13 protein-coding genes are annotated in these 13,730 nt (G+C 66.2%); 12 read left to right on the forward strand and 1 reads right to left on the reverse strand.

The window, feature by feature from the left end:
• The first annotated feature begins 29 nt into the window (after nt 1–29).
• From QYM46_RS05570 to ccsB, 11 genes are all read left to right on the forward strand, one after another.
• A complete protein-coding gene (locus QYM46_RS05570) occupies nt 30–662 on the forward strand; it encodes a redox-sensing transcriptional repressor Rex (RefSeq protein WP_432791163.1) in 633 nt (210 codons plus the stop codon).
• A complete protein-coding gene (gene hemA / locus QYM46_RS05575) occupies nt 659–3,136 on the forward strand; it encodes a glutamyl-tRNA reductase (RefSeq protein ID WP_432791164.1) in 2,478 nt (825 codons plus the stop codon). The genes QYM46_RS05570 and hemA overlap by 4 nt, the downstream gene beginning before the upstream one ends.
• Nucleotides 3,133–4,737, forward strand: coding sequence for a uroporphyrinogen-III synthase (locus QYM46_RS05580; RefSeq protein ID WP_432791165.1), 1,605 nt, complete (start codon nt 3,133–3,135; stop codon nt 4,735–4,737). The genes hemA and QYM46_RS05580 overlap by 4 nt, the downstream gene beginning before the upstream one ends.
• A gap of 1 nt (nt 4,738) precedes the next feature.
• The gene (gene hemB, locus QYM46_RS05585) at nt 4,739–5,767 is read left to right on the forward strand and encodes a porphobilinogen synthase (RefSeq protein ID WP_432791166.1); all 1,029 of its coding nucleotides are present in this window, start codon (nt 4,739–4,741) and stop codon (nt 5,765–5,767) included.
• Nucleotides 5,767–6,234, forward strand: a complete 468-nt coding sequence (locus tag QYM46_RS05590; protein ID WP_432791167.1) for a MarR family winged helix-turn-helix transcriptional regulator — start codon at nt 5,767–5,769, stop codon at nt 6,232–6,234. The genes hemB and QYM46_RS05590 overlap by 1 nt, the downstream gene beginning before the upstream one ends.
• Nucleotides 6,235–6,303: 69 nt before the next feature.
• Nucleotides 6,304–7,665 (forward strand): glutamate-1-semialdehyde 2,1-aminomutase, encoded by a 1,362-nt coding sequence (gene hemL / locus QYM46_RS05595; RefSeq protein ID WP_432791168.1) that lies wholly within the window; start codon nt 6,304–6,306, stop codon nt 7,663–7,665.
• Entirely contained in the window at nt 7,662–8,303 is a 642-nt protein-coding gene (locus QYM46_RS05600; RefSeq protein ID WP_432791169.1) for a histidine phosphatase family protein, read from the forward strand. Before hemL ends, QYM46_RS05600 begins: the two co-directional genes overlap by 4 nt.
• Nucleotides 8,300–8,899, forward strand: a complete 600-nt coding sequence (locus tag QYM46_RS05605; protein WP_169251670.1) for a TlpA family protein disulfide reductase — start codon at nt 8,300–8,302, stop codon at nt 8,897–8,899. The genes QYM46_RS05600 and QYM46_RS05605 overlap by 4 nt, the downstream gene beginning before the upstream one ends.
• A complete protein-coding gene (locus QYM46_RS05610; protein WP_169251671.1) occupies nt 8,896–9,660 on the forward strand; it encodes a cytochrome c biogenesis CcdA family protein in 765 nt (254 codons plus the stop codon). Before QYM46_RS05605 ends, QYM46_RS05610 begins: the two co-directional genes overlap by 4 nt.
• A complete protein-coding gene (gene resB / locus QYM46_RS05615; RefSeq protein ID WP_248279124.1) occupies nt 9,660–11,327 on the forward strand; it encodes a cytochrome c biogenesis protein ResB in 1,668 nt (555 codons plus the stop codon). Before QYM46_RS05610 ends, resB begins: the two co-directional genes overlap by 1 nt.
• Nucleotides 11,328–11,477: 150 nt before the next feature.
• The gene (ccsB, locus tag QYM46_RS05620; protein WP_169251672.1) at nt 11,478–12,479 is read left to right on the forward strand and encodes a c-type cytochrome biogenesis protein CcsB; all 1,002 of its coding nucleotides are present in this window, start codon (nt 11,478–11,480) and stop codon (nt 12,477–12,479) included.
• Nucleotides 12,480–12,915: 436 nt separating this feature from the next.
• On the opposite strand, the gene QYM46_RS05625 is transcribed toward ccsB, so the two are convergent.
• Nucleotides 12,916–13,347 carry a PLD nuclease N-terminal domain-containing protein gene (locus QYM46_RS05625; RefSeq protein WP_169251673.1) on the reverse strand — a complete coding sequence of 144 codons (432 nt, stop codon included), beginning with the start codon at nt 13,345–13,347 and terminating at the stop codon, nt 12,916–12,918.
• Nucleotides 13,348–13,431: 84 nt separating this feature from the next.
• On the opposite strand from QYM46_RS05625, the gene QYM46_RS05630 reads away from it, so the two are divergent.
• The gene (locus QYM46_RS05630) at nt 13,432–13,722 is read left to right on the forward strand and encodes a DUF4229 domain-containing protein (RefSeq protein ID WP_169251674.1); all 291 of its coding nucleotides are present in this window, start codon (nt 13,432–13,434) and stop codon (nt 13,720–13,722) included.
• Nucleotides 13,723–13,730 lie beyond the last annotated feature (8 nt).

Raw genomic sequence — 13,730 nt, forward strand, 5'->3', positions numbered from 1 at the left:
GTGTCGTTCGCAAGGACGTCCCCGAGCGCGTGATATCCCGGCTCCCGATCTATCTGCAGACCGTCGAGACGGTCGCCGCCACCGGCCAGGACACAATTTCGTCGGAGGACCTCGCCGCGCGCAGCGGTGTGTCCCCGTCGATTCTGCGCAAGGACCTGTCCCAGCTGGGGCGATCGGGAACCCGCGGGGTCGGCTACTCCTGTCCGGAGCTGGCCGCGACCCTGCGGACGTTCCTCGGCCTCGACCGCGACCGGCGCGTCGCCATCATCGGGGCCGGACGCCTCGGTTCGGCGCTGGCCGACTACGCCGGATTCCGGCGCCGCGGTCTGCGGCTGACCGCCGTGTTCGACATCGACGAAGAGAAGATCGGCACCTCCATCGGTGCCCTGACCGTCTCCTCCCTGGATGACCTGCCCGCCTGGTCCGAGCACATCGACCTGGTGGTCATGGCCGTCCCCGCAGCCGCGGCATCCGCGGCGGCCCAGAGGGCCGTCGAAGCAGGTGTGCGCGGCATTCTCAATTTCTCACCCACCGTGCTCGACGCACCGGATACCGTCCGTGTCCATCAAGTCGACTTGGCCAGTGAGCTGCAAGTACTCGCATACTATTCGGCGCTGGACACGGCACCGCTCAACCCTGGTTTTGAGGAGCACAGGAATTGACTCTCTTGGTTCTCGGCATTTCACATCAGTCGGCTCCGATCGACATGCTCGATCGCATGGCCTTCGGCGCCGGTGAGGTCGGCACTCTGCGCCGCGACGCCCTGGCCGGAGAGAATGTCGAAGGACTCGCGGTGCTCTCGACGTGCAATCGTCTCGAACTCATCGCCGATGTCTCCGCCTTCCACGGGGGACTGGCCGACCTCGGCAATGCACTCGTGTCCTCGATCGACAAAGAGTGGTCCGATATCGCCGGGCACTTCTACGCGCACTACGACCATCAGGCCATGGAGCACCTGCTCAAGGTCGCCTGCGGGCTCGACTCGATGGCCATCGGCGAAGCTCAGATCCTCGGTCAGCTGCGCTCGTCGTTCACGGAATCGCAGTCGGACAAGGCACTGACGTCCGAACTCTCCCAAACGCTGCAGCAGGCGCTGCGGGTCGGCAAGCGCGCCCATTCGGAGACCGACCTCGGTGATGTCGCCCGGTCCCTGTTCGGTGCCGGCCTCGAAGCCTCGGCCGCGCATATCGGCTCCCTGCGCGCCGCCAATGCCCTGGTCATCGGCGCCGGAGCCATGTCGGGCCTCGTGGTGTCCGGACTGCACAAGGAAGGCGTTGCCCACATCACCGTGCTCAACCGCACCCTGGACAAGGCCGAACGCCTCGTCGCCGAGGTGGGCGGACGAGCGCGCGAACTCACCCCGCGGATCATGGCCGAAGAGATCGCCGACGCCGACCTCATCGTCTCCTGCACCGGTGCTCGCGGAGTCGTGGTCAGCCGTGACGACATCGTCGCAGGGCTTTCACAGAACCCCAAGGGCGCCGCGAACAAGGCTTTCATCGACCTCGCCCTGCCGCACGACATCGACCCCAGCGTCCGCGAGTTCGAACATGTCGCCCTCTTCGGTCTCGGAGAGATCCGCGAACTGCTGCGCGGGTCCGACAGGGAAAGCGATGCGAAGGTCGCCGGCACCATCGACGAAGTCCGCACCATCATCTCCGCCGAGCTGGAGAACATCGCCACCGGCTACCGGGAGCGTTCGGTCGCTCCGACCGTGACCGCTCTGCGCTCCCACGCCAAAGATGTGCTCGCCTCCGAGACCCAGCGCCTGGAGAAGAAGCTCGGTGACTCCGTCGACGACAAGGCCTTCGCAGAGATCCGAAAATCCCTGCACCGCGTGGCGGAGAAGCTCATCCACACCCCGACCGTGAAGGTCAAGGAACTCGCCGTGACCGAATCCGAGGTCGACTACGCCCAAGCGCTCATGCAGCTCTTCGACCTGCCGGTCAACAAGGTCGCCCACGCCAAGACCACGCCCGAGACGAAGGTCGCAAAGGCCGCCAGCGCCCACCACGTCGAAGCCGACGGCATCCGCCCGGTCGCCGATCACACCCTCGACATCGTCGAACCCGAACACTTCAGCGGTCGCACCGTGCGTCTGGGCACCCGCCGGTCCCAGCTCGCCCGGTCCCAGTCCACAGCGATCGCCCACCAGATCGCGGCGCTGACCGGTTGGCGCGTCGAGATCGTCGAGGTCGTCACCGAGGGCGATGTCAACATGTCGCCCCTGGCCGGTTTCGGCGGCACCGGAGTCTTCGTCTCCGCCGTCCGACAGGCCCTCCACCAGGGCAAGATCGATCTGGCCGTGCACTCGCTCAAGGACCTGCCCACCACCCCCGAGGCGGGAATCCAGATGGCAGCCATCCCGCCGCGCGTCGACCCGGCCGATGTCCTCATCGGCCGTGACGGGCTCGGTCTGGCCGACCTTCCCGCCGGATCCGTCATCGGCACCGGTTCGCCGCGTCGTGCCGTGCAGCTGCGTGCGGCACGTCCCGATATCGAGGTCCGGGGTGTGCGCGGAAACGTCGACACCCGCATCGCCCACGTCCGCGACGGCCGCCTCGATGCCGTCGTCCTCGCCGCGGCCGGCGTCCGTCGCATCGGCCGTCTCGCCGAGGCCACCGACTCGCTCAACTTCGACGTCATGCTCCCGGCGCCCGGCCAGGGAGCACTGGCGGTGGAGACGCGCAGCGCCGACAGCGCCTTCGCCACCACTGCGGACATCCTCGACGGGGATGCCGAGGTCCGGGCCGCTCTGCGTCGGATCCACGACCAGACCACCGACCTCGCCGTGACCTGCGAACGGGCGATCCTCTCCCGCGCCGAAGCCGGCTGCTCGGCTCCCATCGGCGCGCTGGCGAAGATCCAAGGCACCGAATTCATCGTCGACGCCGTCATGGCCGATGATGACGGCAAGCTCGCCCGTACCCGTCAGAGTGCCGAACTGCCCGCACTCCTCGACGTCGACTGGAGCACCGCCGGCGATCAGCAGCTGTCGGTGACCGAGAAGGAACTGGCCCGTGTCGCGGACGAACTCGGCACCGCCGCCGCCGAGGACCTCCTGGGCAGGCTCGGCATCGATCCGGCAGCCAGCGCCGATCACCTCACCCCAGTCAAGGTTCAGGAGCAGGGATGAACAGCCAACCGACAACGGGCCAGGTGCAGCCGCGCCGACTCCTGCCGGCAGCCCCGCGCGTCGTCTTCATCGGCAGCGGACCCGGCGAATCGGGTCTGATGACGATGCGCGGCGCCGAAATCCTCGCCACCGCCGAAACCGTCGTCTACGACGCCGACGTCCATTCCGAGATCGTCACCGCCTATGTGCCGCAGGCCGCCACGCTCATTGATGCCGCCGACCTCGGAGTCGCCGCCTCGACCCGCGGCCGGCGGATGGCCGAACTCGCCCGCCCGGACAAGACCGTGGTGCGGCTGAGCTCGGACGACGGAATCATCTTCACGACCACGACCGCTGAAGCCGGAGTCTGCCGCAAGGAACAGGTCGAGGTCGAGATCGTGCCCGGAGTCGGACTCTCCGCCTCGACAGCGGCCTACACCGGAACCGCGCTGACGACCAACCGCGTCCGATCCGTGCGCTTCATCGAAGCCGGACCGCAGACCCATGTCGACGTCTCCCGCCACCGCAACACCACACATGTCCTTACCGGCAGCGCCGCCGCCCACGAACAGGCCATCGAGGCACTGCTCGCCGATGGCTGGGACGAGGACACGAATGTCCTCCTCGGGTGGGGCATCTCCACGGTCGAGCAGACAAGCGTGGAGACGACCTTGAAGCAGGCGCTGTCCATGGCGCAGTCAGGAACCGATCGTATGGTGGTGATCATGGGGCAGGGAGTGGAATCCAGAGGAGAACTCGGCTGGTTCGAATCCAAACCGCTCTTCGGCTGGCAGGTCCTCATCCCACGGACGAAGGAACAGGGAACCTCCACCGCAGAGGCCCTGGCCGAACTCGGCGCCGTCGGCACCGTCGTGCCCACGATCGCCGTTCAGCCGCCGCGCACACCGACCCAGATGGAGAAGGCGATCCGCGGCCTCGTCGACGGATCCTACGAATGGGTCGGCTTCACCTCGGTCAACGCCGTGCGCGCCGTGCGCATGTGGTTCGAAGACTTCGGACTCGACTCCCGCTCGATGGCCGGAGTCAAAGTCGCAGCCGTGGGCGGTCGCACCGCCGCGGCACTGGTCGACTGGGGAATCACCCCCGACCTCGTTCCCGACGGAGAACACTCCGCACGGGGGCTGGCCGCCGCCTGGCCGGACTTCGTCGATGACATCGACCCGATGAACACGGTGCTCCTGCCGCGCGCCGATATCGCCACCGAGGTGCTCGTGGCCGGACTGCTGGAGAAGGGGTGGGACCCCGACGACGTCACCGCCTACCGCACCGTGCGCGCCTCCCCGCCGCCGGCGCCGATCCGCGAATCGATCAAGGCCGGCGACTTCGACGCCTTCCTCTTCACCTCCTCCTCGACGGTGCGCAACCTCGTCGGCATCGCCGGCAAGCCCGCCCCCACCTCGGTGATCTGCTGCATCGGACCGGCGACGGCGAACACCGCAGCCGAACACGGACTGCGCGTCGACGTCCTCGCCGAGGAAGCCAACCTCACTTCGCTCATCGACGGTCTCGTCGAATTCGCACTCACCCAGCGCGCCGAAGACGTGGAAGCCGGGATCTCCCCGCAGCGTCCGAGTCAGAAGCGCCGCAGAAGGAAGGCCTGACATGTCATTGGTTCCCGGAACCGTCCGTCCCCGCAGGCTGCGGTCGACCCCGGCCCTGCGTCGCCTCGTCTCCGAAGTCCGACTCCACCCTTCGGAGCTCATCCTGCCGATGTTCGTCAAGGAGAGCCTGAGCGAACCGCTGCCGCTGGGCGGAATGCCCGGAGTCGTCCAGCACACTCTGGACTCCCTGCTCGAAGCCGCCCGAGAAGCCGTGGCGGCCGGAGTCGGCGGCCTCATGCTCTTCGGCATCCCCGAACACAAGGACGAGATCGGCTCACAGGCCGACGACCCGGACGGCATCCTCAACCGGGCGCTGTCGCTGCTGGCCCGCGAACTCGGTGATGACACCGTGATCATGGCGGATCTGTGCCTCGACGAATTCACCTCTCACGGCCACTGCGGAGTCCTCGACCAGGCCGGGGCAGTCGACAACGACGCCACCCTCGATCGCTACGCCTCGATGGCACTGGCCCAGGCCCGCGCCGGGGCCGAGGTGCTGGGCCTGTCGGGGATGATGGACGGCCAGGTCGCCTACTGCCGCGAGGCCCTCGACGCCGCCGGATTCACCGATACCGTCGTCATGGGCTACACCGCGAAATACGCCTCCGCCTTCTACGGTCCCTTCCGCGAAGCCGTCGACTCCGAACTCAAGGGCGACCGCAAGACCTACCAGCAGGATCCCGCGAACGGTCGCGAAGCGCTGCGCGAACTCGGCCTCGACCTCGCCGAAGGCGCCGACATCGTCATGGTCAAGCCCGGCCTGCCGTATCTCGATGTGCTCGCCGAGGTGGCCCAGGAATCCATCGTCCCCGTGTGGACCTACCAGGTGTCCGGGGAATACGCGATGATCGAATTCGCGGCCGCCGCCGGAGCCATCGACCGGGAGAAGGCGATCGACGAATCCCTCATCGCCTTCAAACGTGCCGGCTCCGACGCGATACTGACCTACTGGGCCACCGAGGTCGCCCAGCGCCTCCGAACCGAGGCCGAAGGTCACCTGCCGAACCGCACAGCAGCCGGAGGCCGGTGATGACCGAGCCACGCTGGCTGTCGGCCATCGACCAGAGGGCCTGGCGCAGCTATCTCAACGGCTCGCAGCTGCTGAGCACACAGTTGGACAAGGAGCTGCGGGACAAGCACGGCATCGGCCTGCCCGAATATGAGATCCTCGTGCGTCTGTCCGAACACGATGACCGGACGATGCGGATGGCGCTGCTGGCCACCGACACGACCATGTCCCGATCCCGGCTGACCCACAGCGTCGCCCGCATGGAGAAGCGGGGACTGCTGGAGCGCTCCGCCATCCCCGAGGACGGCCGCGGAGTCAACTGTGTGATGACCGAGGCCGGATGGCAGCTGCTGCAGGCCGCCGCTCCCGACCATGTCTCCGGAGTCCGCAGCCACCTCGTCGATCTCCTCGACCCCGAGGAGATGGCGACCCTGGGCCGGATCTTCACCAAAGTGTTCGACCATATGACCGACATCGACGGCGCCTGAGCCGTCCGCACGCGTAACTGAGAACGATCCCGGGACGCAACCCGACCCGCGAAGAATCAGAGGAGAACCATGACGACAGCAGAGACGAACGGTCACACCACCGATCGGTCCGCCGCCCTCTTCACCCGCGCCGAGGCGGTCATCCCCGGTGGAGTGAACTCCCCGGTCCGCGCGTTCAAGGCCGTCGGCGGAACCCCCCGGTTCATCACCGAGGCGACCGGTGCGTGGCTGCGCGACGCCGACGGCAACGACTACATCGACCTCATCGGATCCTGGGGTCCGATGATCATGGGCCACTCCCGCCCCGAGGTCGTCGCCGCCGTCCAGGAAGCCGCCGTCAAGGGCTTCTCCTTCGGCACTCCGTCGACCGGTGAGGTCGAACTCGCCGAGGAGATCGTTCGCCGCGTCGATCCCGTCGACCAGGTGCGTCTCGTGTCCTCGGGCACCGAGGCGACGATGTCGGCGATCCGCCTGGCCCGCGGATACACCGGCCGGTCCAAGGTCGTGAAGTTCGCGGGCTGCTACCACGGTCACGTCGACTCGCTGCTGGCCCAGGCCGGCTCCGGACTGGCCACCTTCTCCCTGCCCGACACTCCCGGAGTCACCGGAGCCCAGGCGCAGGACACGATCGTCGTCGACTACAACGACGCTGCCGGGCTCGAAGCCGTGTTCGCCGAACACGGCGAGGACATCGCCTGCGTCATCACGGAGGCGAGCCCCGGCAATATGGGTGTCGTGCCTCCCCGCGACGGCTTCACGAACACGATCCGCCGCCTGACCAAGGCTCATGGCGCGCTGATGATCAGCGACGAGGTGATGACCGGCTTCCGCGTCTCCGCCGCCGGCTGGTACGGATACGAAGCCGACACCCTCGGCTATCCTGACGGGCCGGCCGACCTGTTCACCTTCGGCAAGGTCATGGGCGGAGGCTTCCCGGCAGCGGCCTTCGGCGGTCGCGCCGACGTCATGGCGCACCTCGCCCCCTCCGGGCCCGTCTACCAGGCCGGAACGCTGTCGGGCAATCCGGTGGCCACCGCTGCCGGGCTGGCCACGCTCACGCTGACGACCGAACTGGACGTGTACTCGCATATCGGTCGTGCCGCGGACATTCTCCGTCCAGCAGTCGCTGCGAGCCTGGAGGCCGAAGGCGTCGCCCACGTCATCCAGTCCGCGAACTCGATGTTCTCCGTGTTCTTCACCGACACCGAAGTGACGAATTACGACCAGGCCCGGGCGCAGAACGTCGACCGCTACACCGCATTCTTCAATGCCATGCTCGATCAGGGCATCCACATGCCCCCGAGCGCGTTCGAAGCCTGGTTCCTCTCGTACGCCCACACCGATGAGATCCTCGACCGGATCATCAGCGCCCTGCCTGCGGCGGCCAAGGCCGCGGCCGCAGTTCCGGAGGCCGGGAAGGCACAGTCATGACGACCATCCACCTCGTCCGCCACGGCGAAGTCGACAACCCCGATGGCGTCCTCTACGGTCGTCTGCCGCATTTCGGCCTCACCGAGTGCGGACATGAGATGGCCGTGCGCGTCGCCGAGCACTTCCACGCCGCGTCCACGCGTCCGGTCGAACTCGTCGCCTCTCCGCTGCTGCGGGCCCAGCAGACGATTCGTCCGCTGTCGAAGTCCCTCGACCTGCCGGTGTTCGACGACGACCGGGTCATCGAGGCGGCGAACTCCTTCGAGGGGCAGAAGCTCAATGCCCGCAGGCTCGCCGAACCGAAGAACCTGGTGCGCCTCTACAACCCGCTCATCCCGTCCTGGGGAGAGCCGTACAAGCAGATCGTGCTGCGGATGCGGGCGGCGATGGCGAGTCTGCGTGCCAAACTCGACCTCCATGGTCCCGACGCCGAGGGCGTCATCGTCTCCCACCAGCTTCCGATCTGGATGACCCGCCTGTCGGGGGAGGGACGTTCGCTCGTCCACGACCCGCGCAGACGTGAGTGTGACCTGGCTTCTATCACCAGTTTCACATTCGATTCCTCCACACTGGTGTCCGTGAGTTACGAGAGCATCTGTGCGGATCTGCAGCCGGGCACCGCGGTGGCGGGAGCATGAGTCTCGGTCGCCATCCCCTCAACCGGCGGGCCCTCTTCACCTCGGCGCTCGCCGCCGGCACGGCCCTGGCGCTCAGCGCCTGCAGCGAGAACGATGAGCTGGCCGATCAGGCCGGATCCGACCAGGGTTACGTCTCCGGTTCGGGCGTCGTCTCGCAGGTGGCGGTCGAGGATCGGGGGAAGCCTCTTGAACTGAGCTTCGAGACCCTCGACGGAGAGTCGATGTCGCTGGCAGATCTGCGCCCGACTCCGGTCGTCGTCAACCTCTGGTACGCGGCGTGCCCGCCGTGCCGGAAGGAAGCCCCGGACCTGAAATCGGTGTCCGAGGAGTTCGGGGACAAGGCCCAGTTCATCGGCGTCAACGTCCGCGACCAAGAGGCCGCGGCCAACGCGTTCATTCAGAACTACCAGGTGCCGTACCCGAACATGCTCGATTCGAACGGTGAGATGGTCTCTCTGCTCTCCGGCGTCCTGCCTCCGCAGGCCACCCCCTCGACGGTTGTCCTCGATGCGCAGGGTCGGGCGGCAGCCAGAGTCGTCGGCGAGGTCGACTCGTCGACTCTCAAGGGACTCATCGAGGACGTGCTGTCCGAGTGAGTGGGCTCGGGGCGGACTTCGCCCAGACCGTCCTCTCGGGACCGCTGCTGTTGGCTGCCGGCGCGGCGGCCCTGGCCGGTCTCGTCTCGTTCGTCTCTCCGTGCGTGCTGCCCCTGGTGCCCGGCTACGTCGGGTACGTCACGGGGCTGTCCGGATCCTCGCTGAAGGACAAGCAGACGTGGCGAGTGGTCGTGGGCATCAGCCTGTTCGTCCTCGGCTTCACAGTCGTCTTCGTGCTGTTGGGAACCAGCTTCTCCGCGCTCGGAGCGCTGTTCTCCCAGTGGCAGTCGATCATCCTCCGCGTCCTCGGCGTCATCGTCATCCTCGCCGGTTTCGTGTTCATGGGCGGTTTCGGCCTGCTCCAGAACGAACATCGGATCCGTGCCAGACCGAAGGCCGGGCTCTGGGGTGCACCGGTGCTCGGAGCGACCTTCGCCCTCGGCTGGGCACCGTGTGTGGGTCCGACCCTGTCAGCTGTGCTGAGCATGTCGGTGAGTTTCGGCGGTGACGGGATGATCTGGCGCGGAGCGCTGCTGGCCTTCGTCTACTGCCTGGGTCTGGGCATCCCGTTCATCCTCCTGGCGCTGGCGATCCACAAGGGCGCCGGACGACTCGTTTGGGTGCGCAGGCATCAGACCGCGATCGTGCGCGCCGGGGGCATCATGCTCATCATCCTCGGTGTGCTCATGGCCAGCGGCGTATGGAACATGTGGATGACCTCTCTGCAAGGTCTCATCAATGGATTCGAAGTGGTGATCTAGTGGCGGGCTCAACCGACGACTCGGAGAAGACGCAGTCGACATCGGGTGCGACATCGACGGCGAAGCAGGGGGACAAGCCTGTCGCGAAGTCGACGGTGACGCAGCCGCAGCTCGGGTTCCGCGGTATGTGCCGGTGGGCGTGGACGCAGCTGACGACGATGCGTGTGGCTCTGATCCTCCTGCTCATCCTCGCGCTCGCTGCGATCCCCGGCTCTCTGCTGCCGCAGCGGATCCAGGACCCGGGCCGGGTGAACACCTTCCTGGAGAACAACGGTGCGTGGGGGCAGTTCCTCGACACCATCCAGATGTTCGACGTGTACTCGTCCATCTGGTTCTCCGCGATCTATCTGCTGCTGATGATCTCGCTCGTCGGCTGCGTCGTCCCGCGCACCAAACAGCACTGGAAGGCGATGCGCTCGTCCCCGCCCAAAGCACCGAGGCGGCTGTCCCGGATGCCCGGATACGCCTCCTTCACCTCGGAGCAGGCAGACGCACACACCCGTGAACACGCGGACGAGGCCTTCCTCGACGCCGCGGAAGCCCGGTTGAAGAAGTCCGGTTACCGGATCAATCGGCAGTCCGATCACATCGCCGCAGAGCGCGGATATCTCCGCGAGACCGGCAACCTCGTCTTCCACATCGCGCTTCTCATGGCGACCCTGACGATGGCGATCGGTTCGCTGTTCGGCTACGAAGGTCAGCGCATCCTCGTCGAGGGTGAGACGTTCTCGAACTCGCTGGTCTCCTACGATTCCTTCGAACCCGGTTCCTACTACGATGCGGACAATCTGCCGGACTTCCGGCTCAAGCTCGATTCCTTCACCTCCACCTTCGACGATCAGGCGGCGGGCAATCAGTTCGGTCAGCCGCGCACCTTCGATGCGAAGGTGACGACGACGGCGGACGGGGAGACCGAATCGCACGTGCTCAAGGTCAACGAACCGGTGCGCGTGGGCGGCGTCGGCGTCTACCTCACCGGCAACGGCTACGCCCCCGAGGTGACCGTGCGAGATGCGAAGGGCGATATCGTCCAGTCCGGTCCGCAGGTGTTCATCCCGGACGGCGGAGACCCCGGTTACACCTCCGAAGGCGTCATCAAGGTCCCGGACTCGGCCGGCACGCAGATGGGGTTCGTCGGCGTGTTCCTGCCCACGGCCGGACAGAATGAGGACGGGGAGCTGATCTCGAGCTTCGCCGAGCTGCGCAATCCCTACCTCGTGATGAGCGGGTACACCGGTGACCTCGGCCTTGATTCGGGAGTCCCGCAGTCCGTGTACACCCTCGATGCCGACAACATGACGGAGATGACCGATGAGTCGGGTAATCCGCTCGTCATCCAGCTCGCCGAGGGGGAGACGCAGAACCTGCCGAACGGCGGTTCGGTGACCTTCGACGGAGTCAAGAAGTACATCGCCGTCGACATCTCCCAGGACCCGACGCAGGCGCTCATGCTCATCAGTGCGATCCTCGTTCTGGGTGGGCTCGGCCTGTCCCTGTTCATTCCCCGCCGCCGCGTCTGGGTGCGGATCAGGAACGGCGACGCCGAGGTGGCCGCCCTGGCCCGTGGTGAGGATCCGATGGTCGAACGCGCCGTCGATGACCTGGTGAAGGCCCTGCGCGATCCGGAGCCCGATGAGGGCGCAGACGGTGAGGACGACGAAAGATGAACCCGAAGTACTACGGGGAGTAGAATAGCCGCGGAGTGTGTTGCCTCCGGTCTCCTCGCGGAATCGGACGGGCGCACAACGACATCAGGACAGACAGACAGTCTGGCAGCAGCATGCGATAGAAGAGCACTCCTGTGGTGCGGAGGATGAATGGACGTCAACACTGACCTCGCAATGTGGTCGAACCAGCTGATCATCTCGGCGATGATCGTCTACGCCGTCGCCATGATCTTCTACGCCTTCGATCTCTTCGGCAAACGCGAACTCAAGACCTCGGAATCCGAGATCACCACCTCGGCCAAGGCCAGCACGGTGCGGCGGACGAATCGGAAGACGGCGACGACTGCGGTCCTCGACCGGCCGGGCGACGACTCCGGCGCGGTGGAGTCGTCCCGGAAGAACCGGCACCGCGGAGCCCGCATCGGCACCTCGCTGCTCGTGCTCGCCATGCTCCTCCATGTCGGCGGCGTGCTCACCCGTGCCCTGTCGGTGGCTCGTGTGCCGTGGGGCAACATGATGGAGTACGTGCTGACGGCCACAGCGATCACCGTCATCGTCTACCTCCTCGTGCTGACGAAGAAGGACGTCCGCTACCTGGGAACGTTCGTCTCCGGGGGAGTGCTGCTGTGCCTGGGACTGGCGATCACCGTCTTCTACACCCCTGCCGCGAAGCTCATCCCGGCGCTGGATTCGTACTGGATCGCCATCCACGTGCCGATCGCGATCCTCTCGACCTCACTGCTCTACATCTCTGCGATCCTCGCGGTCTTCCAGATCCTGAAGAGCGTGCATGAGACCAAGGACCCGAAGTGGCTGCGGTTCCTGCACCGTCTGCCCTCGAGCACCGACCTGGAGCGCACCTCGTACACGATCGCGGCCGTCGGCTTCATCACCTGGACCTTCACCCTCATCGCCGGTGCCATCTGGGCCGAGGTGGCCTGGAGCCGCTACTGGGGCTGGGACTCGAAGGAGATCTGGACGTTCGTCGTCTGGGTCATCTACGCCGCGTACCTGCACGCCCGTGCGACCCGCGGTTGGGGTCCGACGAAGGTGGCGGTGCTCAACCTCATCGGCATCGCCTCGGTGATCTTCAACTTCACCGTCGTCAACATGTACTTCAACGGCCTGCACTCATACTCCGGCCTCGACTGAGGCGCTGCGTCGCTCTCAGGGCCGCTCTGACGTCCTGCATCGGGAGCCACCGCCGCACTCGGGACCACCGCCCGCACTCGGGAGCCATAACTGCTGACAGCCCAGTCAGGGGCGAACAGCCCATGTTTGAAACTGGGCTCTCCATCTCAGACCGTGCCGTTTGCGTGTTGGTTCGATGCCGTGATCAGGCGGCGGACGACAGTTTCGGCTCAGTCTGCTCTGAAATCACCACGTTCTTCGGTGTGCAATTCAGAGAAAGCAATGACTATTCGCCGAATCGCAGCATGGCAACGCACCTGGTTCACAACAGCAGCTGGCCCGCGAGGGGTCTCTTATCGCGGAGGCGTCTTCACGCGAGGATGGTCTCGCACACCAGATGGGTCTTCACGCGAGGATGGTCTCGCACCGCTGAGGCGATAGTGCGCCGAGGATGTGCTCAGTTGGAGCGGCCGCGGCCGTCGCCTTTGGTGCCCCGGTCATCGGAGTCGGCGGAGGAGTCAGCGGGACCGCTGTCGTCGTCCGATTCGGTGGAGTCATCGTGCGGGGGATTCGTCTCATCGCCGTCCTCCGCCGGAGGCGCGTGCTTGCCGAGCTTGAGTTCGCGGTCCACCTGTCGCAGGTAGTCCGGATCGTCATCGGGGGCGACCTGACCGCGAGGGCGTGTGCCGCGCGTGGGCTTGTCCTCCGAACCGCGACCGAACAGGTACCAGAGGATGAATCCGAGGACGGGAATGATGAGGATGATCAGTGCCCACGCAGGTTTGGGCAGGACTCGAATCAGACCCCGATCGCGCAGCAGGCAATCGAAGAGTCCGTACAGTGTCACCGCTGCCGCCAGGACGATCGCGGCAATGAGTAATCGAGCCATGCACCAAGGATAGTCCACCAACCTGAGCGCGGCCTCCAGCGGGCGGTGACAAGACTGTCACGATCGGAGGCTAAAATTAGGACAATGCGCACCTTCTGGCTCTACACACTCGCACGCTTCGGCCTCATCATCGCCGCCGGCCTCGTCCTGTTTCCGTTCCTCGGCTTCAATCTGGTCATGGCGATCGCCGCCATCATCATCGGGGCACTGCTGAGCTATCTGCTGCTGGGCAAGATGCGCGCCAAGGCGGCGACCGAGATCGAAGCGAAGGTGGCCAAGCGCGCGTCGAAGCCTAAGCGCGTCGGCGCCGATGAGGCGGCAGAGGACGAGATCGTCGAAGAGCGTCTCGGAGAAGACGGCGGCCAGTCCAACTGAACCTCGCG

The organism is Brevibacterium sp. K11IcPPYGO002 (genome assembly GCF_050920635.1).
Classification (GTDB): Bacteria; Actinomycetota; Actinomycetes; order Actinomycetales; family Brevibacteriaceae; genus Brevibacterium.